The following is a 19,755-nucleotide window of genomic DNA, read 5'->3' on the forward strand; positions in this document are numbered from 1 at the left end:
CCCTTCCCTTTGACGGCTTCTTTCTTTTCCGCCCTCTCCGCTAGGCGCCAGCAGCATGTTTTGCTGCGTAAGCAGCGATTCTGCTCTTCCAGCGTGAGCGGAGGGGTGCCTTTCAGGCAGAAGACCTGATAGAGGGGCTCGCCCGCTTCTATATCGCTGTCAGGGAACCAGCGTTCGCGGTAGAATGGACAACCGTTACGGTGCTTGCGCCAGTTTGGACTGTTGGCTGGATTGCAGTCAAGTGTACCTGCCAAGAATCCCTTCCTTCCTCTCAATGAAGACGTTTCTGCCGACGAATGAGCTTGACCTCGGGAAAGCACGCGACAGACATTCTACCACCTTGCCGACGAGGGGTGAGCCTCACCTCCACTCGGACGCTTCATGAGGAGGAAGCTTTTCCAAAACCTGCCACAGCTGAGGTGGCTGCTCCCTCTGGCCAGCTTTTTCCTCTCCGGTCTAGTGGTCTCATCCTACTGCGCAAAGGGCTGCCTTGTCAAGTTGATGATGCGCAAAAGATTAGGCAAAGAGGACATCAATCTTTTTATACTTGTATAATTCTAAAATATATATCATTATCCCTTTTGCATGGCTAACATACTGACAGCGCTGCTTGCAGAAGGGGGCAGGCATCCGCTATACTGGCCCGGAGGCCAGCATGCCTGTCACCAATGGCATGAGCACAGCCTGGCCAGGCCCAGCAGGATGGCAGCCTGGGTAAGTGCCGGCTGGCGCTCCTGGCCTTCGACTTTTTGATCGCTATGCAACTCCGACCTAGCTGGGAGGATCTGGTGAGTTCACCATCGCATTCTGAAGGGAGGCCCTTGCCAGGCCGTCCCCCCCTGAAGGCAGAGGAGGCGCCCGCTCCCTGGTCATTTCGCGAGACCTGGCTTGCGCTGCTCATTCCTCTGGTACCCTGGCTGCTGCTTGCGCTCGGCAGCCAGCTCCAGGGAAGCCGCTTGCCGGCACCCAAGACGCCGCTTTCGCTGCAACAGGATCTGGAGGGGGCCTTGACAGCCCTTCTCTCGACTATGATTGTGGAGGGCGCCTTTTTACTGGTCGCTCTTTTCTTCGCTCGCCGAGCCTTGCGTCGCCAGGCTGAGTCACAGCCTGCAGAGCCTCTTGTGACCGAAAGGAGCGGCGAGGCCACTTCTCGCCTTGCGCCATCGGTGGCCAGAAGGAAACATATCCCTGTCGGCGCGGTACTGCATGCCTTGGGCTTGCGCCGCTTTCATCCGCTCTTTGTTTGGCTCGTGATCGCTTTTCTGGCCCTGCTCTATGTAGTCAACAGTCTCTACTCGGCGCTGCTTGAGGGCCTCCATCTGCCATTGCAGACCAACGATCAAGTGATCTTGGAAAGCAGTCGTCTGGCTCCTCTGACCACTGTGGCTCTCCTAGTGCTGGCGGTCCTTGTGGCTCCCCTCTGTGAGGAGATTTTCTTTCGCGGCTTTGTTCTGCCCGGTTTACGCCGTGGCCTGGCTACCGGCTGGGCCATCGTGGTAAGCGCCCTGGTCTTTGGACTGGCTCACGCCGATCTTGGTTCCCTGCCTGTCTTGATCGTGATCGGCTTACTCCTGGCCATCTTGCGCTGGTGGAGCGGTTCCATCTATCCCGGCTTGCTTCTACACATGCTCAATAATGGGATCAGTGCCATGGTCATCCTGCTCTATATGCTGGGCCGGCTGCATTAACCCGTGCATGGCAACAGCTACCCCCCAGGCAGGGAGCTGGGATCAAGAGCGAGGCCGCCCCCTGCTCATCAGCTCTGAAGAGAGCAATACCACCCCTTGGCCTGGGCCTTAGCCCTCCACTCCCACTGGCCCAGGCCAGGCCACAGGACAGCTCGGGAAATCAGGCGCTGGAGGCCGAGGCCGCCTTCGCGCCTGGCTGGCGCCTCGCCCTGTCAGGCATCAGGCAGGATGCAGCTTGCGGCGGTCTTCTACTCGGGCGCTGGCGGTCTTTGACTCGCCACCGGTAGCACGTGGCAGGCTGTCAGGGGGGACTAACTCGACCTTGGGTGTATTGCCAGTGACCGATTTGACCGCCTCCGCCATCGCTCGCGCCAGTTCTTGGCAGCGCTCGCTCTGCTCCAGCAGTTGCCGCTCCTTGACCTCAACCTTGAGTAAGAAGGTGTCCAGCCCATCGCGGCGATCGACAATGATGCGGAAGTTCGTACCAGTCTCGGGGAAGCGCAGGAGAGCCGCCTCCACCTGGCTGGGAAAGACCAGGAGACCGCGAATGGAGACCGCGTCGTCCGTTCTCCCCTTGATGGCTCCGATTTTCGGATGGGTGCGCCCGCAGGCGCAGCGCTCTTCCCACCAGAGGCGCGAGAGATCACGGCTGCGGTAGCGGATCATGGCCGTGCCCTCGCCCGTGAGCCAGGTCCAGACGAGTTCTCCTTCCTGGCCCTCCTCTACCCATTCGCCAGTCTCAGGATCGATACATTCGACCAGGAAGGCATCGGCCCAGGCGTGCATGCCGTTGCGCTGCTCGCATTCGCAGGTCATGCCCGGCCCGAGAAACTCGGTCATACCGAATTCGTCGTAGGCCGTGATGTGAAAATACTCCTCTAGCTTCAAACGTGTTTCCCAAGGCCAGGGCTCGGCTCCAAAGAGGCCAATCCGCAGCTTGGTGCGGGAGAAGTCGATCCCCAGTTCGCGCGCCTTGCGCCCCAGATACAGACCAACAGAGGGGGTCATACACATGGCCGTAACGCCGAAATCCGTGATGAATTCAAAAATTCGTTCGTACTGGCGCGCGTCCGAACCCATCGGGATGACCATCACACCCATCTCCAGGGCCCCATAGTGAAAGCCAAAGCCACCAGTCGGCAGCCCATAGCCGTAACAGTTCAAGAGGATGTCACCAGGCCGCAGCCCAACCATCCATAGCTCACGGGCGTTTAGCTCAGCCCAGTTCTGTAGATCGCGCCGGGTCGCAAAAACCGGTACACTCTTGCCCGTAGTGCCGCTGGTAGCGTGGACCTCTAAGGCCCCACGTTCTCCCCCGGGCGAGACCATTGCCAGACCGTAGGGGTAGGCAGCACGTACGGTCTTCTTTTCAAGAAAGGGCAGCTTTTGAATATCTTCTAGACTTTTAATATCTTCAGGCTTGACTCCAGCTTCATCATAAAGATGATGATAGAAAGCATTTTCTCTATAGGCACGAGCGACAACAGCTTTTAGGCGCTCTAACTGGAGCGCGCGCAAGCGCTCGCGGGGCAGGGTTTCGATCTCTTCATTGAAATATTTCCGATCGCTCATGGGCAGCACCTCCGCCACTATTCTATCATTGCTCTCTGCGGGCGTCTATGTGAGCGAGAGCCTTGGCCCACCTGGACGGGCGGGCCAGGTGATATGGTATCATGTCTGGCGGAAGACCAAGGGGGAAAGCTGCGCGCCTTGCGCGCAGGCACTGCTGTTTTCCCCCTTATTCTATCGCTTCTATGTGAGGAAGGAGCTGGATTCGTTCTATGGCTGAAGAGGGCCTTCAGGCTGTGATCTGGGACCTGGACGGAGTAATTATCGACAGTGCACAGGCTCACTTCCAGGCCTGGCAGCGCCTAGCTCATGAGGAAGGGTGGACACTGAGTGAGGAGGATTTCCGCGCGACTTTTGGAATGCGCAACGATCGCATTATCCCCTTGCTTTGGGGCGAGATGCCCCCTGAGCGCGTGCGGGTCCTCTCGGAGCGCAAAGAAGCCTATTTTCGTGAGATCCTACGCCAAAATCCAGAGGGTCTGGCACTGCCAGGAGCGTTGGAGTTGCTGGCAGCTCTGCATGAGGCTGGGATCGCTCAGGCCCTGGCCTCGTCAACACCACCGGAGAATATCGCTCTCATTAGTGAGCTATTGGGACTGCAGCGCTACCTCCAGGCGCTGATTTCAGGGGAAATGGTGGAGCGTGGTAAGCCAGCCCCAGATATCTTTCTGAAGGCCGCCGCCGCGCTACAGGTACCACCCACGGCCTGTCTGGTGATCGAGGATGCCGTAGCCGGAATCGAGGCAGCCCATGCCGCTGGCATGCGCTGCCTGGCAGTCGCTACAACACGGGAGCCAGAGGCTCTGCACGAAGCCGATCTGGTGGTACGCTCCTTGACAGAGGTGAATGTTGAACGCCTGCGGAGCCTGCTTCCCACCTCTTGAGGAGCTTCCTCTTTGGATCACCCCGTCGGCTGGCTGCCCTCCTTGTCAGTCTGCTGACTCTTGCCGTTCTTTAGCCGGGGCAAGGTAGACTTGCAGAGGATACAGGGATGGGCTATACTCTCAGGCGGGATAGGGGAGAAAGTCGCCTGATCTCTCCCGCCATCCCTGCCAGTCTTCGGCTATGGAGGTGTAGGGGTCCCGGTGGGCCTCGCCGTCTTCAAAACGGTTGGGGGGTCGCTGCGCGCGGTCCCTGGTGGGTTCGACTCCCATACACCTCTGTTCTTTATCGCTTTGCCCTGCACTGTTTTATGCGCGCAGAGCTGTCCCTCAACCGTGGGCGCCGTACGAGAGCAGGCCTGGCCCACACCTTCTGCTCTCCTCCCCTAGCCAGTTTTGTTATTTTCTGATGTCACTCCCTTTCCAGGTCGTTTTGAATCCTGCGGAGGAACATTTACCCCTTTCTTATCGTCTTCTCTAAGAAAAGCAATGACTGAGAGAAGAAAGGCCTCGAAAGTTATGTACTCTCTTCAACTATCCTTGCAGCATCTGCGGCGAGCGCCTGGGGGCATAAAGAGATTGGGGCCACGGCAACAAGGCTGGCTGCTCGGCCTCGGTCAGGTGCTTCTATTGGTGCTGGTGGCCTTGGGAATGCAATGGCCTGCTCCAGTGGACAGCGATCAACTGGTGGCCGCCTGGCCTGGCAGCGATCTTGTGGTAAGTCATTGGCCGATGGCTCTGGAGCTACAGCGGATCGTTGCACAGGCTCACCGTCTGCCTCTGTGGAATCCTTATTTCGGCGGTGGTCTGCCCCTGGGAGCTGATCCTCTGGCGGCCCTGTTCTATCCACCGACTCAATTAGTGCATTTCTTCTCGCTGAGAAACTACTTTTTCATCTTGATGACGCTGCATTTCTTGTGGGCAGGGCTAGGAACCTTGCTCTTGGCGCGTCGTGTGCTTGGCTTACCACGCTGGCCAGCGCTGGTGGCGGCAGTGAGCTATATGGCGACGCCGCGTCTGATCAGTCACCTGGGGGCCGGGCATGTGACGATTATGCAAACGGTCTGCTGGTATCCCTGGCTAGCACTGGCCGGCTGGGCGACCGTTCGCCAGCCGCTGCGCTGGGGTCCGGCTCTAGGTATGTGTGTGGCAATGACGCTGCTGGCTGGTCATCCGCAGATGGCCTACTATGGCCTGCTGATGCTGGTCACCGTTTCGCTTTGGTTCCTATGGCAGCATGCCTGGCGGAGCGGCTGGCGCTCGGCTCTCCTCTCTGCCGGTTGTCTGCTCGTGGCCTGTGGCCTCGGCGTGGCTCTGGCTGCCATTCATCTTCTGCCGCTGCTGGAACTGATGCGCTACTCGACGCGCGCCTATGCTTTGCACCCCAAGGATCAGATTAGCCTGACGCAGTTTCTCCATGCCCTGGTCAATGAGCCGCCGCCCGGCTGGTTGACGTGGGAAGGCATGATCAGCCCAGGACTGAGCGTGCTCTGCCTCGCCATCTTTGGCATCGCCAGCCGCGTGCGCAAAGCCTGGCTGCTGGCCCTGGGCGTGGTCGTAGTAGCCAGTCTGGCGATGGGGCAGGCATCGAAGGTCTACCATGTGGTGCAGCACTTTTTGCCCGACTTCGACCGCTTCCGCGGTCTGGCGCGGATCTGGTTTTTGGGTCTGCTGGGCATCGCCCTGCTAGCTGGTCTGGGAGCTAGTGGCCTGACGCAGCCGCTCCAGCGGCTCAGCCGGCTCGCTAGCCTGGCCGTGGGGGTGAGTCTGCTAGCCCTGGTCGCAACTCATCTGGTGCTGCTCGATCAAGACTACTCGCAGGTCGGCTCGGTGGGCCAGATCACGACGCCCTCACGGGTCGCTCTGGCCGCTCAGCAATTGGCTGGCACAGGGCGCGTCTATGGTCTCCAGGAAAATATTCCCCAGTTGACCGCTGCCCAGCTAGGGCTACGTCTAGCCGATGGCGCTGATCCATTGCTCATTGGCGCCTACGTTCAGTATATGGATCGCGCCGGCGGCTATTATGGTACCGGCTATCAGCAGCGGATTCCTTACGATGGCCCCAAGGTGCGGCCTGACCCGCGCCTGCTTGGTCTGCTCCATGTGACGGTGCTGGTTTCGAAGCGCCCGCTACACGATAGCCATCTGCTGCTCCTCCGTGAGATCGACGGAACCTTTCTCTACCGCAACAGTCTTGACGCTGGGCCAGCTTATTTGCTCCGCCCTGGACCTGATGGTCAGCCGCCCAGCCTGACCCACTATCAGCGCCTGCCGGCAACGATCCAGTTGCTCCGCTTGCAGGATGATGAGCAGAGCTTCCGCGTCACCGGGGCGACAGGTGGTTACCTGGTGGTGGCCACGACAGCTTACCCGGGCTGGATCGCCATCCTTGACGGGCAACGTGTCCCTGTGCAGAGCTTTGGGGGCTTGATGCCAGCGATCCGCATCGGGCCAGGCACGCATACGCTCAGCTATCTCTACCGGCCTGCCTCCGTGCTGCGCGGCGCGGCCCTCTCGGGTTTTGGCCTGCTGGCGCTGCTCCTCTGGCTGATTGGATGGCAGCTCTATCGACGGGGACGCTTGCCTCATCTGCCTCGGCGCCCCTCATCTGGACCCCAGGTCGCTGTAGTCAGCGCCACACCACAGGCCGCTCCGTCGGAGCAGGCGCCTTCACCGGTGGGAAGTGAGTAAGGCATTGTACAGGTGCGCCAGGGATGGGGGCTAGCAGCCCAGGCCATCCCCGGCGCTTTAGCCACGCCAGGCCGGCATACGACTGGCCCTGACTTAGCGTGGCCCCGGCTCCGGAGCTGAGGGGAGAGGGCTACCACTCGCTGCGGGCTGACCAGGCCGTGAGCGACGGGGCAGGAAGCTTGCAGCAACACGCGCCCCTAGCGTCCGCGGGACCAGACGCGTGCTGAAGGCCATCAGCTTGTTAAGCAGACCAGGGACAACCTGGCTACGCCCTCGCTCCAGGGCACGCAAGCTGGCTGTGACAACCTGCTCCGGGGAAAGGATCAGGCCAGGCATCCCCTCCTGTGAGGTACCCATGACGGCAAAAAAGTTAGTCGCAACAGGGCCAGGGCAGACAGCCAGCACACGTAGCCCTTGGCGTCGATATTCGGCCCACAGGGCCTGACTGAAAGAGAGAACAAAGGCTTTGGTAGCGGCATAGACGGCCATATGAGGAATGGGCAGAAAAGCTGCCAGCGAGGCTAGATTGATGATCGCTCCTTCCCCTCGGGCCAGCATCGAGGGGAGCAGGGCATGCGTGAGATCGACGAGCGCGGTGACGTTGAGCATGATCTCTTGATGCTCGCGCGCGGCTGACTGCTCGACAAAGGGACCGTAGGTGCCGAAGCCGGCGTTGTTGATGAGGAGATCTACGCTGAGACCTCGCTCTTGCACGACGCTGGCTATCTGGGTTGCTGCCCCCTCACGGCTGAGATCAGTCGCTATGACTTCGGCCCGGACAGCATGTCGCTCCCTTAATTCCTTGGCTAGCTGCCGCAGACGTTCCTCAGAACGCGCTACAAGGATGAGGTGCATGCCGCGCGCCGCCAGAGCTTGCGCAAATGCAAGGCCAATACCGGATGACGCCCCTGTAATTAAAGCTGTCTTGCCACGATAGTGATATGCCAACAGAAATCCTCCTGTCCGTGTTCGCTTTCCACAAAAGCAAAGCGCTATTGGCCCACCTCGCTGTCTCCTACCACTTGCTCCGCCGGCCTGAGAGCGCAGCTCACCTTGACAGCGCCACTCTCGCTGTGACACGCTGTAGAGGGGATCGGCAGGCAGAGGAGGAGCAGCAGCGAGGGCGCCCGCGCTGTCGCGCCGCTGTCGGCGTAGGGAGCAAACAGCTCTCGCCGCGTCTGGCGCCGGCGGAAGTGATCCCACTCTTAATAGTAGCGCTGGCGTGCGGGGGCATTTCAAGAGCATCGTTCCCTGGCAGCACGGTCAGCGTGACTACCATGATCATAGATGAAAGTCCTGATTAACCGTAACTTCGCGCTGCTCTGGCTCGGCCAGGCTATTTCCAACCTGGGCGATGTGATCTTGGGGGCAGCGCTGGTACTCTGGATGGCTAATGATCTGGGACGAGGGCGCTCCTGGGCTCCAGTGGCCGTCAGTGGCGTCTTTATCGCTGAATATGTGCCAGTAGCACTCATTGGCCCTCTAGCCGGTGTCTTCGTCGATCGCTGGTCGCGGCAACTGACCATGCTGCGCACCGATGGCCTGCGCATGGCTTTAACCGGTTGTCTGGCCTGGCTTCTTTCTCCGACCCTGCCTTTCTTCGGGAGCCTGGAGCCACCGCTTGGCTGGCGGCTCGGCGCGGTCTATATCGTAGTGCTCCTAGACCAAAGCTGCGGTCAGTTCTTCAACCCTGCGCGCTTGGCACTGATCGGCGATATTGTTGGCCCGGAGGATCTGGCGCGGGCTACCAGCCTGAGTCAGGCCACGATGGGCCTCTCCGTCATTGTAGGGCCTGCCATCGGTTCTCTGCTGGTGTTTAACTTCGGCATCCAGTGGGCAGTGATCGCCGACGCCCTCTCTTTTGCCGTCTCGTTTCTGACGATTGCCCTGATTCGCGTTCCTGTGGAGAAGCCCCAAGAGAGGGGTCATATCAGCTTTGGCCAGGACTTCCGTGCTGGCTTGCAGGTCCTGATCGGTAATCGCGGACTACTGGCAGTGCTGCTGGCCAGCCTTTTAAGCATGAGTGCCTTTGGTGCCTTGAATGCCCTGGCTATCTTTTTTGTCACCGATAACCTGCATGCCCAGCCCAATCTTTACGGCCCTCTGGGTACAGTGCTCGGCCTGGGGGCTATCGCTGGGGCCTTGCTCGCCGGCTTGATCGCTAACCGCCTTGGGCTAAGGCGTCTACTCTGGGGAGCGACCTTGGCGTTGGGGTTGACTACTTTGCTGCTGGCCCGCATGACGAGCAGCGGCCCCGCCTTCGTCTTGATCTGGCTGGTGGGTGCAACCTGGATCGCCGTCAATGTGGCCGTCGAGCCGTTGGTGTTGCGGCTGACAGCCCGTGAGTTTGTGGGACGGGTGACAGCGGTACTCACACCGGCTGGTAGCCTGGCCTCGGTGCTGAGCGCGGCCCTGGCCGGGGCCTTGGTGAGCACTGTGCTGCACGATTTCCACGGCACAGTGCTCGGCCTGACATTTGGCCCTGTGGATACCTTCTTGTGCGGCATCGGCAGCCTCGTCCTGCTAGGGAGCATGGTCGTGCGCCTGCTCATGCACAATGTCCATTTTCTGGACGAGCCAACGGAATCAGCGACATCGCCGCTGGCGTCGTCCACAGATCAGGCAAGTCAGGCCAAGGCCCCTGACCCGTAAAATCCTTTCTCTTCTCTTTTCTTCTCTCTTGCCCTTCCTCCCCCTTATTCAGGGCTGCCTGCCTCTAGCTTTGCTAGCTCCTCTTCGAGTTTCTGCATGCGTTGACGGCGCAGGCGAGCACGCTCGATAATGGCACGCTCCTCCTCATCGCCAGGAACAAGCGGGGGGACCGGCGTGGGTTTACCGTGCTCGTCCAGTGCCACATAAATGACGCGGCTGCTGGCTACGTGCCGTACCTCGCCGGTCAGGGGGTCCTCTGCCGTGACGCGCACACCCACCTCCATACTGGTGCGCCCCACATACTGCAGTTCACAGTGTACCGAAACAACATCTCCTAGATAGGCAGGTGCAAGAAAGTCAAAGCGTTCCACACGCGCAGTCACGACGTTGCGATGCGAATGCTTAATGGCAACCACCGCCGCCGCCTCATCAACCATGCGCATAATGACGCCGCCGTGGACATTGCCGTTAGCGTTGGCGTCGAGGACTCCCATGAGGCGGCTGCTGGTGGTTCGTGAGTAGGCAATGGTGTGCCCCTGGCTCCTGTCGATCTCTGGCGCTGAGCTTGCTCGTTCTTTAGCCTTATCGAACAGCTCCATATGCTCCTTTCGCTCCGTCTTCTCTTGATAATGTTAACCGCTGATAGTCTTCCAAGGCCACTGCTCAGAGGTGGGAGTCTGTCCGCGCTGTCTGTATTCCTCGCCTTGCCTCACCTTCAGTTCAACTCGTGAAGGTGAAGGATTGAAGCATTGGCTGAAATTCTCCCTCATCAGCGAGATCAAAGACCTGCTGGGCAGTAGCGTAGGCAATGGTAAAGCCACGTGTTTGGGGTGAGTTCGCTGGATGATTGTCGGCCAGGACCACGATTTTGGCTGGCACCGGGTTGGGTTGACCCTGGACACGCAGGTCACCGGTGGCCGCCCCCTGGCTCCAGCGCTCGCCAGCCACAGTGGTAGTCGGGGCCACGCTCACTGGCTGATAGTGAGTGACCTGCGAGCGGAAGAGTTGCAGACCAACCGTGACTTGATCCTGAGCCGAGATAAGACCATTGGGATTAGCCTGGACATGTACCGAGAGATAGGCTATCCCTTCGGGATCAGAGAAGGTGACAAAACCCGGTTTGCTGGTGTCAACTTTCCAGCCTTGAGGATAGCCGATCAGGTAGCCTTCACCGCGATAACTGACCAGGTTGCCGCTCGGATTCGTTCTAGCCACCGCGGACGGTTTGGTTGTCGGTGTAGGCGTTGGGGTGCCTGCGGTCCCTCCAAAGAGATTGCAGGCGCTCAAGATACTCGCCAGCGCGAGCGAAAGACTTACTCCTATGAACAGGAGTTTCACAGCCTGTTTCATCGCTGGGCAGCCCTCCCTTTGAGTTCGTTGGCCGCTGATGATCGGCGTGGAGACAGTCTGGAAGCGGTCTGATTGGATGCGCCGCCTATTATAGCAGTCTTTATCAGCTCAGGCCAGGCGCATGGTCCAATTGTGGCTTTGCCTGGTGTCTTTGCTCGCCATCCGCCACAATTGGCGCCGCCTTCCCGCTCTACGCCGATGATAACGCCCTTCTCTTTGATTTTTTGGGGCTGCTCTCCCCTCTTGTGGGCCTTCCTGCTCGCGGCTGGGGAGCGAGTATCCTCACGCCCACCTGCTACCTGTTCGCTCACCCTCAATCAGCTAGAGACTTGTCTGCTGCGCTGCGTTTTGTCTTCTTCTCCCTGCAGAAGAGGATTGTAACGGGTGTCCATCTGATGCTGAGCCTCCTTCTCTGGCGTTGTGTTCGCCAGCTACCCCCGATCGGGCCGGGCCGGCATAGCCGTTGTCTTGTGCTGCAAGCGAGAGAAAGGAAAGGCTTTCTGTGCCGTTGCTGAGAAGATCGCAGACTATTGTCTCTGTCAGTGGCATCGACCGCCGGTCGTAGCTGATCGCGGCTGGCCATGTTCCGCCCAGCGCCAGCAGACGGTCAGCCAGGGTGACCTGACCCCGCCGGCGTGGCTCTTTGCCAAAGACATTCACAGGCGGTTCATGACATGACGATGACTGAAATAGATCACTCCTATTCGCTGTCAACGGTTGAAGCGCTATGGATAAGCCTCGTTCAGTTGGGCAGGCTCGCCAGCGAGCGGCTCAGGCTGGCGCTGACAGCGCTTGCCACCATTGATCTTGCCCTGGCGAGCGCTCTTTTGCAGAGCGATCCGCGACTGAGCGCTCTGGGGTACAGCATTGAAGACAAGGCCTATCGCTTGCTGATCGCACCAGATGGGAATTTCGTCCCCAGTGAGAGCCGACAACGCCTGGCCTGCTCTTTGCCACTCCTTGTGGCGACTCTCTTGCAGCTTGCCGACGAGGCGCGTGAGCTAGCGCGTTTGTTGCTCTGGCTCCAGGCCAGTGCTGGGCCAACGCTGAGCCTCCAGCCCCAGCGCAGCGCACTGGCTCCGCTGCCCGTCGCCGCTCTTTTTGAGCGTATTACGCTGCTTGGTCAGCAAGCCAGCGCCTTGACGAAGGCGACCACGGAGGTCCTGGCTGGCTGGGACACCCAGGAGGCCCGGCGTCTGTGGCGCCGGCAGCGCTACTTTCGCTGTCATCTTGCGCGTCTGCAGCGCGACCTCCTGACAGGCCTGGCAGCCGCAGCAGGCTCCTGCCAGCCGAGCATGGCTACGCCGGAGCGGGCCGCTGACAGCGTCAGTCAGCGCTGGTTCCTGCTCCTCTGGGGCTTTGTTTCCTCGCTACGGGACATCAGTCTCCACGGCAGCGTGCTCTGTGAGCGGCTGATCTTCGTGGTCGAAGGCCTGCGTGACATGCGCACACTGCAGCGCATTGAGCGCCAGCTTCAGTTGCGCAGCGCTTCGGAACAGAGCTCGTAGTCCCCGCCGACTTCCATCGGGGGCAGGAGGAGCACGCCTAGCCGGGCAAGCACAACCTATGCAGCTTGCAGGGTTCTACTCAGGCCCGGCAGACAGTTGCTCCTCCCTCGGGCGCGTTAGGCGAGCTGTAGCTGTTCGATAGCCTGCAGCACTTCCTGAGCATGCCCATCAGGTTTGACGCTGCGCCACACCTTACGTATGACCCCGTCGCGGTCGATGAGGAAGGTCATACGCTGGACGCCAAGATACTTGCGCCCGTAGAGAGTCTTTTCACCGTAGGCGCCGTACTGACGCGCCACTGTGGCCCCTACATCAGCCAGCAAGGGGAAAGGCAAGTGATATTTCTCGGCAAAGTCGCGGTGCGAGTCGACTTCATCGGCACTGACACCCAACACGGCGATGCCGCGCCGGCGAAACTCGGGGTGCATATCGCGGAAGTTACAGGCCTCCGTCGTGCACCCAGGGGTATTGTCCCGTGGATAAAAGTAGAGCACAACCACACGCCCGCGCAGGTCGGCCAGATGTAACTGATCGCCCGTCGTCTCATCGCCCCCCACGACGGGCAAGGTGAAATCGGGAGCGGGCTGGCCCTCTTCCAGAATCACACGTTCTATCGTTTCGCTCATCGCTGATCCTTTCCTTGGCAAGAAGATGCTGCCCTGCGCACTTGCTAGTAGGCAGTGTAGCGCAGGGTCGGCGCCTATAGCGCTGCTTACACAGTATCACCGCCATGTGGCGATGACAAGGTTCCTTACCCTGTTTGCTCTGCGGGCTGGCTAGAAGCGCTCTGCCTGTCTAGGCCTGGGCAGCGCTTTTCAGCTTGAGCAGGCGCTCAGCATTGCCGTGAGCAATCTTCTCACGATCTGCAGGGCTGAGCGGAGCCTGCTCAAGAAAGGCCCGCGCCTGTCTGTCTTGGATATAGGGATAGTCGACGGCGTAGAGAATATGATCGGCCCCCATGATCTGCAGCGTCAGCAGCAAGGGCGGCAGGGTAAACATGCCGCTGGGAGTAACGTAGAAATGTTCCAAGAAATAGTCAGCGACGGGACGCTGCAGGTGAGTGGCCACCGGCGTCAGCGTCTGGTTAACACGCCCCAGATAGAAGGGGATCATCTCGCCCCAGTGGCCAAGGATCATTTTCAGGCGCGGATGACGATCGAAGAGGCCGGCCAGGATCAGATGCAAGGCGTGAATGCCGGTTTCCAGATGCCAACCCCAGCCAGCAGTAGCGAAGACAGTGGTGACGTTGGGCGGCAGACCGGCGTAGCAGGCATCGATCACGGAGTCAGGAGGCGGGGCCGGGTGCAGATAGATGGGCACATCAAGGGCCTCGGCCGCCTCTAGCACAGGGCGGAAGCGAGGGTCATCTAGGAAAAGGCCTTCGACCCGCCCGTTGATCATGGCCCCTTTGAAACCCAGTCTGGAGACCGTCCGTTCTAGTTCGCGCGCCGCCGCCTCGGGAGCGGTCAGGGGCAGGGTAGCGAAGCCGGCCAAACGCTCGGGATGGGCCTGGATCGCGGCAGCCAATCGATCGTTGATCTCCTGGATGATGGAGACGGCTTCTGCCGCTGGAAGCGCAGGGAGGGCTACCGTGGTATAAGAAAGGACCTGCATATCGACGCCCATACTATCCATAGCGCGTAGCCGCCCCGCTCCAAGGTCCTCTAGCTCGCTCTCAGGCTGACGATAGCCCACAGGACGAAAGCCACCCCGCGCAGGAAGCCACTTCGCTACAGCGCGATTGATTTCGGCGATCTGAAAATGCTCTTCAATAGCAATAATTCTCATAAAACTCATTTTGACATATCAAGCATTATCGCTACTAGAGAGACCGGCAGATTCCTACCTGAACTCTCTCTTTTGATCATAGCGCTGACCTTCCAGAGGTGGCTTTCCTGGCCATACAAGGCCGAGTCGCATCCTTCCTCACGTCTCACTCCGGCTGGTCAGATAAGCCCGGCCTCTTGCCGAGGCGCAGAAGCCGCCAGCGCCTGATGAGCCGCCCCAGGCCGATCACTCCTGGGATCAGCGACCAGCCACCTATCACCGGAAGCACTTGGTCTGAGAAAAGCAGCGCTAGCAGGGAGCACAACAGTAGCAGCGAGGTGGGCAGGCCATAATAGAGTGCATGTTCCCATACCTGATAACCAATCTCTCGTTCCAGCAGCCCCCGGTGAAAGACAGCGTACCACGTCAACAAGACCAGCGACAGGCCACAACAAGCCAGATCAAACGCATAGAGCATGACGGCGAGCGGAACAGTTGGATAACGCCCGAAGGTGCTCATTACCATCGGCAACAGGGTAATAAAAAAAAGAAAAAGCAAACACAGGGCAGAAAAGCCACCATCGACTACTCGCATGCGATCCATTAAGCGATGTTGACCGTACCAGTAGGAGGAGCACAAGGCAAACGTTACAATATAAATTAAGAAGCGCGGCAGCAGGTTGAAAAAGGCTGTGGTAAAGGTTGCCGCATTCAAACCGTCTGGCAGGCGGATATCAAGCACGAGTAGGGTCATGGAGACCGCCAGGACTCCATCGCTTAATCCGCTTAGACGCTCTTTGCTGGCCAGGCGATCGCCAGGCTCGTGATGTCTCCTGCTCATAATATTGCTCACCTTCATGAGAGAACGCTCCTGCGTTTGCGACACTCATTCGCCGTGACCTTCACTGCGCCGGCAAGGGCGCCTCTGTTCCCAGTCGCCAGGGTAGGATATTGAGCAGCGTAGGCATCTCAAGAAAGCCAATGCTGGTCTTGTTGCTTCTCTAGCATAACAGCAGGCAGAACCCTTTGGCAAGAGAAGAGCATCCCTGAGTCAGGAGAGCAAAGCGGCAAGCAGATAAGCGGACAAATGAAGAAGCGACGGAGAGCAGTCTCCCAGGCGGGCAGCACGCGCACTGCTGAAAGCGTGCAGGTCAACATCTGCACGCTTTCAGCAGTGCGACCGCTCAGCAGACGAGGGGGATAGCCGTAGCGTAGCTGCCCCCTACTTGAGGGCTAGCATACGATCGAGGGCCACACGCGCCCAGTGAGCCACCTCGGGCGCTACCTTCACCTGGTTGACAATCTGGCCTTCGACAAGCGCCTCCAGGACCCAAGCCAGGTAGGCTGGATGGATACGATACATCGTCGAGCAGGGACAGACGATCGGATCAAGGCAGAAGATGAGTTTATCAGGATGTTCCTGAGCCAGGCGATGGACCAGGTTAATTTCGGTTCCCACAGCCCACTTGCTGCCCGCTGGGGCCTGCTCGATCTGCTGAATGATATACTCGGTTGAGCCGTAGAGGTCGGCGGCTGCGACAACCTCGCGCCGGCATTCAGGATGCACAATGACCGTGATGTCGGGATAGGCAGCGCGCGCTTTGGCAATCTGCTCCACCGTGAAACGCATGTGAGTCGAACAGTAGCCCTTCCAGAGAATCAAGCGCGCGCGTCGCAGTCGCTCCTCATCGTCAAGCGTCTCCTGGGGGTTCTTAGGATTCCAGACAATCATCTCCTCCTCGGGAATGCCAAAGGCGAGGCCAGTATTGCGCCCAAGGTGTTCATCGGGGAAGAAAAGCAGGCGCCGCCCGCGACTAAAGGCCCACTCCATAACCTTGCGGGCGTTACTGGAGGTACAGACGATCCCGCCACGCTCGCCGCAGAAGGCCTTGAGACTGGCCGCCGAATTAATATAGGTGACTGGCACGAGGCCAGCATCAGCTCCCAGTACCTCATTAAGGGTCTCCCAGCATTCTTCGACCTCGGCGATACTGGCCATGTCGGCCATAGAGCAGCCCGCGGTCGGATTGGGCAGAATGACGATCTGATGAGGAGCACTGAGGATATCGGCACTCTCAGCCATAAAGTGGACGCCGCAGAAGACGATGTAGTCAGCCTCGGGCCGCGCTGCCGCCTGCTGGGCGAGCTTGAAGGAGTCGCCGCGCAGGTCGGCATACTTAATGATCTCATCGCGCTGATAGTGGTGACCCAGGATCAGCAGGCGCCGACCGAGAGCAGCCTTGGCCTGGCTGATGCGCCGATCCAGCTCGGCCCCGTCCATCTCAGCATAGCGGCGCGGAATCTGATCGGCACGTCCCCCATGCGCATACTGATCGCGCGCTGCCGGATGCAGCAAGGGCAGAATGCGGCTCTCCTGGCTGGTTTCACAAGCTACTCGCAGAGCCATAGGATCAGCTCCTCCTTCCTTTGGCTTCCTTTGACCCTCTCCTGCAGCACTGCAGGGAGAGGCAGCGGCTAGAGAAATTCCAGAGCGACATCAAGACTGGGAGCAGAGTGAGTCAGCGCCCCGAGAGAGATGAAGTCGACTCCGGTGGCGGCCACGGCGGCCAGCCGCTCTGGATCAGGGCCAATGCCCCCCGAAGCTTCCAGCAGGACACGGGGCGCCGTGGCGCGAACAAGGGCCACAGCCTGACGCAGTTGCTCCAGATCCATGTTGTCAAGCAGGATCACGTCGGCCCCGGCCTCTACAGCGGCACGCACTTCCTCAAGTGTCTCGCATTCAACTTCGATCTTGAGCAGGTGCGGCACCTGGCGGCGCACAGCCGCAATGGCAGCCGCCAGGCCGCCTGCGGCTTTGATATGGTTGTCCTTGATCAGGATGCCATCGCTGAGGCCAAAGCGATGATTGTGGCCGCCTCCCAGACGCACCGCCTCCTTTTCGAGGGCCCGCAAGCCGGGGGTGGTTTTGCGCGTGTCAAGGATACGCACACCGGTTCCGGCCACGGCGCGAACACAGCGTGCTGTCAGGGTGGCAATGCCGGAGAGGTGGCCGAGAAAGTTCAGGGCAACGCGCTCGGCACTCAGCAAGGCCCGCGCCGGCCCACTGAGAGTAGCCAGCACTTGATTGGCGACAACGGCTTCCCCATCTTGAACGCGCGCTTCGCACTGGACTCGCTCGTCAAGCAAGCGGAAAGCGACCAGCGAGAGCGCGAGGCCAGCGATGACGCCCTCGCGCCGCGCCAGTAGGATGGCCTCGGCCTGGGCCTCGGCGGGCACTGTACAGAGGGTGGTGAGATCACGATAGGCTCCATCTTCGATCAGGGCCTGTCTGATCAGGTCAAGCGGGAGTTCAGACATACGGTCTTCCTTTGGGCTGCAAGGCAACCTTTCTAGCGCCTTCGGTCGTGGACTGCAAAGCGGGTCGCAAGACGAGACTGACGCCAGCCAGCGAGGGATCAGGTTGGGGATAGTCGCGGCGCCAGTGGCTGCCTCGGCTTTCGCGTCGCTCCAGGGCAGCTTGTACGATAAGGGCGGCGCTATCAAGCATGTTCAGCGTCTCCAACCAACAGCGCCCAACCGGTTGACGCGGGGCGCGCGGTCGGGCCGCCCCAGCAAAGCGGGCCCGCAGCTGCTCAAGCTGATGCCAGGCCTCACGCAAGCCATCCTCATCACGATAGAGTGAGACCGAGCGCCACATCAGGTCTCGCAGCTCGCGCTGGAGCGCGCGCGCCAGCTCCTCCGGCCCAACCCAATCCGGTGGCAACGGCCAAGCGGTGGCTTGAGTGGTGGTCAACGAGAGCCTCAGCTCACGGTATTGTCGCCCGGCAGCTCGAGGAGCATGAGCCGGGGCCTCGCCGCGAAGCACGGCAGCCAGGCGGCGCCCAAAGACCAGTCCTTCGAGCAAAGAGTTACTGGCAAGGCGATTGGCTCCATGCACACCGGTGCAGGCCACTTCGCCGACGGCATACAGATGCGGCAGCGTACTGCACCCCTGCTGATCAACCAGAATGCCGCCCATGCAATAATGGGCCGCCGGCGCAACGGGTAAGAGGTCATGGGCCAGGTCCAGGCCGTAGCGACGACAGAGGGCGGCAATGCTGGGGAAGCGAGCGTACATCTGCTCATCGGGAAGATGGGTCAGGTCAAGGTATTGGCAATCTGTGCCCTCGGCCAACATCTCGCTCAGGATAGCGCGCGCCACCACGTCACGCGGAGCCAGCTCGGCCAGGGGATGGTAGCGGAGCATAAAGCGCTCACCGGCGTGGTTGCGTAGATAGGCCCCCTCGCCACGTACAGCCTCCGAGATGAGGTGTGCAGCGCCGTTAACCTTGAGCACAGTCGGATGAAACTGGATAAACTCCAGGTCGGCTAAGGCGGCCCCGGCGCGCCAAGCCAGGGCCAGGCCATCGGCGGTGGCTCCTGCCGGGTTGGAGCTATAAGCCCAAAGGCTGCCAGCCCCGCCACAGGCCAGGACAACGGAGCGCGCTTCAATCACAAAGGGCTGTCCCTGCTGATCAAGAGCTTGCAAGCCGCAACAGCCCGCCGCCTCGTCAACAAGCAGAGCACAGACCGCTGTCTCGCTGTAGATGGCGATGTGCGGGCGCGCTGTAAGAGCCGCTAGCAAAGCCCGCTCTATTTCGGCTCCCGTGGCGTCGCCACCTGCGTGGAGAATGCGCCGTCGGCAATGCGCCGCTTCCTGACCCAGGAGCAGACCGTCAGCAGTGGCAGCCGCGGCGCTCGTTCCAGGTGTCGCGCGATCGAAACGGACGCCCAATTCAATCAGCCAGCGCACGGCTGCCGGCGCCTCTTCGACGAGGAGACGCACCGCCTCGGCATCACAGAGGCCTGCTCCCGCCGCCAGGGTGTCCGCGTAATGGAGGGCGGGATCATCGTCCGGCCCCAGTGCCGCCGCCAGACCTCCTTGCGCATAACGCGTGTTGCTCTCCCCCAATCGCCCCTTGGTCAGAAGGGCTACGCGCCAGTCCGGCGGCAGGCTGAGAGCGACAGTCAGGCCGGCGATGCCAGCGCCGACAATGGCAACATCGTATCTCTGGCAGCTCGCCATGATGGTCCCTTCTTGTTTCGGTCCGCAGCCATTAAGTGTAAGTTTTACACTAACTGGCCTCAAAAAAGAAAAAGGTGTATCAAGTACACCAACCGTGTTGCTAACAAGTATACCAGCCAAGTGTCCAGAAAACAAGGGGCCGGGGAAGCGCCGCGCCGAAAGCGCGAGGGCGCTTGTGATCTGGCCCCAGCCCAGACAAATTCCCCTGTGGGATGTGAAGAAGAAGCCTGGCTATTCGCCGATCACCTTGACAATGACGCGCTTATCGCGCTGACCATCGAACTCCACGTAAAAGAGGCGCTGCCAGGGACCGGCGTCGAAGCGCCCGCGCGTGATAGGGATGACAACCTGCAGATGCATCAAGAGATTCTTGAGATGGGCGTCGCCGTTATCCTCACCGGTGCGATGGTGGTGATAATCAGGCCGTTCGGGAGCGACCTGCTCGGCCCACTCCATGATGTCGCGCCAGAGGCCCGACTCCTCGTCCTGGATGATGACACTGGCCGTCAAATGCATCAACGGCCCCGGGATCAAGCCGGTGGCTTGCCCGCAGCCTTGTCGGCCCGGGCTTCAGGGCTGGTTGACGGCAGCCCACTCAGCCGTAACTGAGTACAGCGATCACG

Annotated in this window: 18 protein-coding genes and 1 tRNA gene; 7 read left to right on the forward strand and 12 right to left on the reverse strand. The window is 60.2% G+C overall.

Annotated features, from left to right (window positions below):
• A partial coding sequence (locus IRZ24_RS05410) for a hypothetical protein (protein ID WP_297160964.1) occupies window positions 1-254 on the reverse strand: 254 nt, incomplete at its 3' end.
• Between the two features lie 534 nt (window positions 255-788).
• Here IRZ24_RS05410 and IRZ24_RS05415 point away from each other — a divergent pair.
• Window positions 789-1,688 carry a type II CAAX endopeptidase family protein gene (locus IRZ24_RS05415; RefSeq protein WP_297160966.1) on the forward strand — a complete coding sequence of 300 codons (900 nt, stop codon included), beginning with the start codon at window positions 789-791 and terminating at the stop codon, window positions 1,686-1,688.
• Window positions 1,689-1,907: 219 nt separating this feature from the next.
• On the opposite strand, the gene IRZ24_RS05420 is transcribed toward IRZ24_RS05415, so the two are convergent.
• The gene (locus IRZ24_RS05420) at window positions 1,908-3,260 is read right to left on the reverse strand and encodes a phenylacetate--CoA ligase family protein (RefSeq protein ID WP_297160968.1); all 1,353 of its coding nucleotides are present in this window, start codon (window positions 3,258-3,260) and stop codon (window positions 1,908-1,910) included.
• A gap of 209 nt (window positions 3,261-3,469) precedes the next feature.
• Between IRZ24_RS05420 and IRZ24_RS05425 the strand changes: the two genes are divergently transcribed.
• From IRZ24_RS05425 to IRZ24_RS05435, 3 genes are all read left to right on the forward strand, one after another.
• On the forward strand, window positions 3,470-4,141 hold the full coding sequence (locus tag IRZ24_RS05425; protein WP_297160970.1) for an HAD family phosphatase: 672 nt from the start codon (window positions 3,470-3,472) through the stop codon (window positions 4,139-4,141).
• Between the two features lie 183 nt (window positions 4,142-4,324).
• A tRNA-Sec gene (locus tag IRZ24_RS05430) sits at window positions 4,325-4,420 on the forward strand.
• A 297-nt stretch (window positions 4,421-4,717) separates the two neighbouring features.
• On the forward strand, window positions 4,718-6,829 hold the full coding sequence (locus IRZ24_RS05435; protein WP_297160972.1) for a hypothetical protein: 2,112 nt from the start codon (window positions 4,718-4,720) through the stop codon (window positions 6,827-6,829).
• 93 nt (window positions 6,830-6,922) lie between these two features.
• Here the strand turns inward: IRZ24_RS05435 and IRZ24_RS05440 are convergent, their stop codons facing one another.
• The gene (locus IRZ24_RS05440) at window positions 6,923-7,777 is read right to left on the reverse strand and encodes an SDR family oxidoreductase (RefSeq protein WP_297160974.1); all 855 of its coding nucleotides are present in this window, start codon (window positions 7,775-7,777) and stop codon (window positions 6,923-6,925) included.
• A 47-nt stretch (window positions 7,778-7,824) separates the two neighbouring features.
• Between IRZ24_RS05440 and IRZ24_RS05445 the strand changes: the two genes are divergently transcribed.
• Both IRZ24_RS05445 and IRZ24_RS05450 read left to right on the forward strand, forming a co-directional pair.
• On the forward strand, window positions 7,825-8,133 hold the full coding sequence (locus IRZ24_RS05445) for a hypothetical protein (RefSeq protein WP_297160976.1): 309 nt from the start codon (window positions 7,825-7,827) through the stop codon (window positions 8,131-8,133).
• Window positions 8,117-9,481 carry an MFS transporter gene (locus tag IRZ24_RS05450; RefSeq protein WP_297160978.1) on the forward strand — a complete coding sequence of 455 codons (1,365 nt, stop codon included), beginning with the start codon at window positions 8,117-8,119 and terminating at the stop codon, window positions 9,479-9,481. The genes IRZ24_RS05445 and IRZ24_RS05450 overlap by 17 nt, the downstream gene beginning before the upstream one ends.
• A 44-nt stretch (window positions 9,482-9,525) precedes the next feature.
• Here IRZ24_RS05450 and IRZ24_RS05455 read toward each other — a convergent pair whose 3' ends face one another.
• Both IRZ24_RS05455 and IRZ24_RS05460 read right to left on the reverse strand, forming a co-directional pair.
• Window positions 9,526-10,080, reverse strand: coding sequence for an acyl-CoA thioesterase (locus tag IRZ24_RS05455; protein ID WP_297160980.1), 555 nt, complete (start codon window positions 10,078-10,080; stop codon window positions 9,526-9,528).
• A gap of 121 nt (window positions 10,081-10,201) precedes the next feature.
• Window positions 10,202-10,831 carry a hypothetical protein gene (locus tag IRZ24_RS05460; protein WP_297160983.1) on the reverse strand — a complete coding sequence of 210 codons (630 nt, stop codon included), beginning with the start codon at window positions 10,829-10,831 and terminating at the stop codon, window positions 10,202-10,204.
• 674 nt (window positions 10,832-11,505) lie between these two features.
• Here IRZ24_RS05460 and IRZ24_RS05465 point away from each other — a divergent pair.
• Entirely contained in the window at window positions 11,506-12,339 is an 834-nt protein-coding gene (locus tag IRZ24_RS05465) for a hypothetical protein (protein ID WP_297160985.1), read from the forward strand.
• 116 nt (window positions 12,340-12,455) lie between these two features.
• On the opposite strand, the gene bcp is transcribed toward IRZ24_RS05465, so the two are convergent.
• The 7 genes from bcp to IRZ24_RS05500 all read right to left on the reverse strand — a co-directional run bounded on the left by bcp (window position 12,456) and on the right by IRZ24_RS05500 (window position 19,666).
• A complete protein-coding gene (gene bcp / locus IRZ24_RS05470) occupies window positions 12,456-12,965 on the reverse strand; it encodes a thioredoxin-dependent thiol peroxidase (protein WP_297160987.1) in 510 nt (169 codons plus the stop codon).
• Window positions 12,966-13,134: 169 nt separating this feature from the next.
• Window positions 13,135-14,127 (reverse strand): amidohydrolase family protein, encoded by a 993-nt coding sequence (locus tag IRZ24_RS05475; protein ID WP_297160989.1) that lies wholly within the window; start codon window positions 14,125-14,127, stop codon window positions 13,135-13,137.
• A gap of 145 nt (window positions 14,128-14,272) precedes the next feature.
• Complete coding sequence (locus IRZ24_RS05480) at window positions 14,273-14,965, reverse strand: TMEM175 family protein (RefSeq protein WP_297160991.1); 693 nt, start codon at window positions 14,963-14,965, stop codon at window positions 14,273-14,275.
• Window positions 14,966-15,328: 363 nt separating this feature from the next.
• Window positions 15,329-16,513: a quinolinate synthase NadA gene (gene nadA, locus IRZ24_RS05485; protein WP_297160993.1), complete on the reverse strand. Its 1,185-nt coding sequence runs from the start codon at window positions 16,511-16,513 to the stop codon at window positions 15,329-15,331.
• A gap of 68 nt (window positions 16,514-16,581) precedes the next feature.
• Window positions 16,582-17,424 (reverse strand): carboxylating nicotinate-nucleotide diphosphorylase, encoded by an 843-nt coding sequence (gene nadC / locus IRZ24_RS05490; RefSeq protein ID WP_297160994.1) that lies wholly within the window; start codon window positions 17,422-17,424, stop codon window positions 16,582-16,584.
• Complete coding sequence (gene nadB / locus IRZ24_RS05495; RefSeq protein ID WP_297160996.1) at window positions 17,417-19,132, reverse strand: L-aspartate oxidase; 1,716 nt, start codon at window positions 19,130-19,132, stop codon at window positions 17,417-17,419. The genes nadC and nadB overlap by 8 nt, the downstream gene beginning before the upstream one ends.
• 231 nt (window positions 19,133-19,363) lie before the next feature.
• Complete coding sequence (locus IRZ24_RS05500) at window positions 19,364-19,666, reverse strand: secondary thiamine-phosphate synthase enzyme YjbQ (protein ID WP_366914240.1); 303 nt, start codon at window positions 19,664-19,666, stop codon at window positions 19,364-19,366.
• Window positions 19,667-19,755 lie beyond the last annotated feature (89 nt).

It is taken from the genome of Thermogemmatispora sp. (assembly GCF_019683755.1).
Lineage (GTDB): Bacteria > Chloroflexota > Ktedonobacteria > Ktedonobacterales > Ktedonobacteraceae > Thermogemmatispora.

What these genes read in the sequence shown, in the direction of transcription:
- nadC (WP_297160994.1), bottom strand. Translation starts at nt 17,424, where the DNA reads ATGTCTGAACTCCCGCTTGACCTGATCAGACAGGCCCTGATCGAAGAT.
- IRZ24_RS05465 (WP_297160985.1), top strand. Translation starts at nt 11,506, where the DNA reads ATGACGATGACTGAAATAGATCACTCCTATTCGCTGTCAACGGTTGAA.
- IRZ24_RS05475 (WP_297160989.1), bottom strand. Translation starts at nt 14,127, where the DNA reads ATGAGAATTATTGCTATTGAAGAGCATTTTCAGATCGCCGAAATCAAT.
- IRZ24_RS05480 (WP_297160991.1), bottom strand. Translation starts at nt 14,965, where the DNA reads ATGAAGGTGAGCAATATTATGAGCAGGAGACATCACGAGCCTGGCGAT.
- IRZ24_RS05420 (WP_297160968.1), bottom strand. Translation starts at nt 3,260, where the DNA reads ATGAGCGATCGGAAATATTTCAATGAAGAGATCGAAACCCTGCCCCGC.
- nadB (WP_297160996.1), bottom strand. Translation starts at nt 19,132, where the DNA reads ATGGCGAGCTGCCAGAGATACGATGTTGCCATTGTCGGCGCTGGCATC.
- nadA (WP_297160993.1), bottom strand. Translation starts at nt 16,513, where the DNA reads ATGGCTCTGCGAGTAGCTTGTGAAACCAGCCAGGAGAGCCGCATTCTG.
- IRZ24_RS05460 (WP_297160983.1), bottom strand. Translation starts at nt 10,831, where the DNA reads ATGAAACAGGCTGTGAAACTCCTGTTCATAGGAGTAAGTCTTTCGCTC.
- bcp (WP_297160987.1), bottom strand. Translation starts at nt 12,965, where the DNA reads ATGAGCGAAACGATAGAACGTGTGATTCTGGAAGAGGGCCAGCCCGCT.
- IRZ24_RS05425 (WP_297160970.1), top strand. Translation starts at nt 3,470, where the DNA reads ATGGCTGAAGAGGGCCTTCAGGCTGTGATCTGGGACCTGGACGGAGTA.
- IRZ24_RS05455 (WP_297160980.1), bottom strand. Translation starts at nt 10,080, where the DNA reads ATGGAGCTGTTCGATAAGGCTAAAGAACGAGCAAGCTCAGCGCCAGAG.
- IRZ24_RS05450 (WP_297160978.1), top strand. Translation starts at nt 8,117, where the DNA reads ATGAAAGTCCTGATTAACCGTAACTTCGCGCTGCTCTGGCTCGGCCAG.